This is a genomic window from Cytobacillus firmus, assembly GCF_023715565.1.
Classification (GTDB): Bacteria; Bacillota; Bacilli; order Bacillales; family Cytobacillaceae; genus Cytobacillus; species Cytobacillus firmus_C.
Window position 1 is genome coordinate 1 of sequence record NZ_JAMBOJ010000117.1, and the last position, 3,470, is coordinate 3,470.

Annotated in this window: 5 protein-coding genes; 4 read left to right on the forward strand and 1 reads right to left on the reverse strand. The window is 40.0% G+C overall.

Going from position 1 to position 3,470, the window contains the following annotated elements:
• Positions 1–231: 231 nt before the first annotated feature.
• Complete coding sequence (locus M3205_RS24910; RefSeq protein WP_251172331.1) at positions 232–1,440, reverse strand: C40 family peptidase; 1,209 nt, start codon at positions 1,438–1,440, stop codon at positions 232–234.
• Between the two features lie 318 nt (positions 1,441–1,758).
• Between M3205_RS24910 and M3205_RS24915 the strand changes: the two genes are divergently transcribed.
• From M3205_RS24915 to M3205_RS24930, 4 genes are all read left to right on the forward strand, one after another.
• Positions 1,759–2,256, forward strand: a complete 498-nt coding sequence (locus tag M3205_RS24915) for a hypothetical protein (protein WP_251172332.1) — start codon at positions 1,759–1,761, stop codon at positions 2,254–2,256.
• 156 nt (positions 2,257–2,412) lie between these two features.
• Positions 2,413–2,667: a hypothetical protein gene (locus M3205_RS24920; RefSeq protein ID WP_251172333.1), complete on the forward strand. Its 255-nt coding sequence runs from the start codon at positions 2,413–2,415 to the stop codon at positions 2,665–2,667.
• Between the two features lie 31 nt (positions 2,668–2,698).
• Positions 2,699–2,887 (forward strand): hypothetical protein, encoded by a 189-nt coding sequence (locus M3205_RS24925; RefSeq protein WP_251172334.1) that lies wholly within the window; start codon positions 2,699–2,701, stop codon positions 2,885–2,887.
• Positions 2,888–3,110: 223 nt separating this feature from the next.
• Positions 3,111–3,380, forward strand: a complete 270-nt coding sequence (locus M3205_RS24930; protein ID WP_251172335.1) for a hypothetical protein — start codon at positions 3,111–3,113, stop codon at positions 3,378–3,380.
• The last annotated feature ends 90 nt before the right edge of the window (positions 3,381–3,470 follow it).

The window sequence follows — 3,470 nt, forward strand, 5'->3', positions numbered from 1 at the left end:
ATCCTGTGACAGTGGAAAGATTAATAAGCAGAAATGTACTCACGGTTTAAAAATAGAAATAGTTGAATACAAACATTTGTCCAAATAAGGGTTATTAAAAACTATGCCAGTTTGGGTATTAAAAGGGCAGCTAATTAGCTGCCCTTTTTGTTTACTATTTGTTTTACTTTTTGACGTTTTCTCCCTGTCAACCGAACCCGTTAAGTGAGATTAGGCAGTCTTTTTTGGAACTTATTGAATAAGAGAGCTGATGTCCCCGTAACTGTGAAATTTTTCAGTAAAGAAGGATGATGATAAGTGAGAGATGTGCACGCCGGCTCTCTCTGTTGTATTCATGAAATACCCATCACCCAGATAGATGCCAACATGTGTAACGCCTGTACGGGAGCCTGTATTTTCAAAGAATATGAAATCCCCGGTTTTCGGCTCAGAAGTTACATCAAGCATTCTTGAATAGGATGCTGCAGATTCCCGCGTGATCGGCAAGTCATGCTGCTTCATAACATAGTAAAGAAGACCGCTGCAATCAAAGCCTTTTTCAGGGCTCTCCTCACCCCATGCATATTCATAACCTCTAAATGTGTAGACATACTTGATAACATCGTTGGCCTTATCATAAGCAACATCCTCTTCAGAATAGAAAGGGAATAGCCGCTCATTATATACCTGCAAAAATTGCCCTTCAAGGATGGTGTCAGACGGAAGGCCATTTAGCTTTTTTACAGCAGCCGCCGACTTATTATATCTTGCTGCAACACTGCTTAATGTCTCCCCGTTTTGAACAATATGTTCCCCCTTGGGTGTGAAGGTTTTAAAGACGTAACTGTAGTCTTTAAACCAATTGTCAGACACAGACTTTACTTTAACAGCAGAAGATCCATATCCGGAATGGACAAACTGATGATCCCCAAGGTATATTCCGCCCGTCATCACTTCCGTTACTTCTCCGGTCTTATCCTTTTTTACAAAGAATATCAGATCCCCGGCTTTTGGGGAGGCTGTATCCATTCCCAGCTTGTAAAATCCTTCATTGGTCGTGCGATCCAGAGGGATGCCTTGCTGTGAGAGGGTCCAATAAATCAGGCCGCTGGAATCAAAGCCTTTTTCAGGAGACTCTTCGCCCATCTCCTTCTTAAAACCGTCAAACGTTTTGGCGTAGCTTGCAATTTGCCGGCCCCGTTCATACCATTGATATTGTGCACTTTTATAAGTATTAGAATTGATTTGCAGCTTTTGGCCAGGATATAGGTTTTCATCAGGCAATCCATTGTGCTTCATAAGCTGAACTGGTGATATCATATATTTGGCGGCGATGGACTGTACGGTATCGCCGGACGAAACGGTATGAACCTTATCGGATGCCTGCGTGCTTGGCAGGAAAAAGAAAGCTGTGATCAGCAGGGCAATCAATGCGAATGAGCAGATGCGCAGTTTATTCATGTAGACAACTCCCTGTCATTGTTAGTAATTTGTATGCCTGATAAAGATGAAGTGTGCATTTAATATATGAACAGCTAAAAGCCTACTGATTAGGAAAGATCCTTTCCTCCTTTTTATATGAATTTCAAAAACTAGTGGCATGTCATACTATTGTTATCGGGGGAATATCCTATTTATTTAGTAGTTATTGGAACATAAAGGGGAAATTTGTAATGCTATAAGCGCAGCTTGAGGCAATCGTAGTAGAGCTGGGTTTTGTGTGGTAAATTAATAGAGAATATAAAAAATAGTTTTGAAGAATTTTATGGAGGAACAAGAATGTCTGCTATAAAATCAATAAATCTTGATGGGGAAGAAATCTATATATTTAGCAGTTCTATCTATATCTTTGAATCGTCTTCCGGAAGTACATTGGAAGTAGACATGATTGTAAGCGAAGTGACTCTAAGAAAATATCAAGACAGGGAAAGCTTAATCACAGAAATAGAATTGGAAGACGGCGGGCAGATCAGCTCTTTTATGTTTCTAAAAGTTGTGCCTGGAAAGCTGCCCCGGCTGAGCTTAGTGTGCGAAGTGGACCCGGAAGAGACCTATGAAGGGCTCCAGAGAATAAGAGAGGATCAGCCAGACTTTCCCGATATTGAAGCTGGCATCACGCTGGAAGCGATTCGAATGGTCGAGATGCCGAAAGAAAAAATCACACTTAAATTAAACCTGCCCATAAACCAGGTGGAATGGCTGAAGGGGCAGAAGAATAAGGAATTGAATGAGCTTTTTAGAGATCTGTTGAAGGTGTCTATGGAAAAAATTGAATAATTCAATCCAAGTTTCTGTATGGGACCGGGAGCAGCGTCTGCTTAAAGACCATGCTTTGGGCTGGATGGTGGATTTGCAAATAGGCCGTGGGAACTTGCAAATAGATCGATCAACCTGCAAATAGTCGTTGGAAACCTGCAAAAAGAGCAATCAAACATGCAAATAGCAGCTGGAAACTGGCAAATAACAAAGAGTTTGCAAATAGAAGCCGGCAACTTGCAAAAAGAGCAATCAAACATGCAAATAGCAGCTGGAAACTGGCAAATAGTAAAAGAGTTTGCAAATAGAAGCCGGCAACTTGCAAATAGAACAATCAAACCTGCAAATAGTCGTTGGAAACCTGCAAAAAGAGCAATCAAATTTACAAATAGCAGCTGGAAACTTGCGAATAAACAAAGAACATGCAAATAGGAGCCGGAAATTTGCAAATAGATCGATCAACATGCAAATAGTCGTTGGAAACTTGCAAAAAGAGCAATCAAACATGCAAATAGAAGCTGGGAACTTGCAAATAACAAAGAGTTTGCAAATAGAAGCCGGCAACTTGCAAATAGAACAATCAAACATGCAAATAGTCGTTGGAAACCTGCAAAAAGAGCAATCAAATTTACAAATAACTGCTGGAACCTAGCAAATAAACAAAGAGTTTGCAAATAGTGGCCAGCAACTTGCAAATAGATCGATCAACCTGCAAATAGTCGTTGGAAACCTGCAAAAAGAGCAATCAAATTTACAAATAACTGCTGGAACCTAGCAAATAAACAAAGAGTTTGCAAATAGAAGCCGGCAACTTGCAAATAGAATAAGCAAACATGCAAATAGTCAGTGGAAACCTGCAAAAAGAGCAATCAAACATGCAAATAGAAGCTGGGAACTTGCAAATAACAAAGAGTTTGCAAATAGAAGCCGGCAACTTGCAAATAGAACAATCAAACATGCAAATAGTCGTTGGAAACCTGCAAAAAGAGCAATCAAACATGCAAATAGCAGCTGGAAACTTGCGAATAAACAAAGAGTTTGCAAATGGCAGCCGGCAACTTGCAAATAGACAATTAAATTTGCAAATAGTCGTTGGAAACCTGCAAACAGAGCAATCAAATTTACAAATAACTGCTGGAACCTAGCAAATAAACAAAGAGTTTGCAAATAGAAGCCGGCAACTTGCAAATAGAACAAGCAAACATGCAAATAGTCAGTGGAAACCTGCAAAAAGA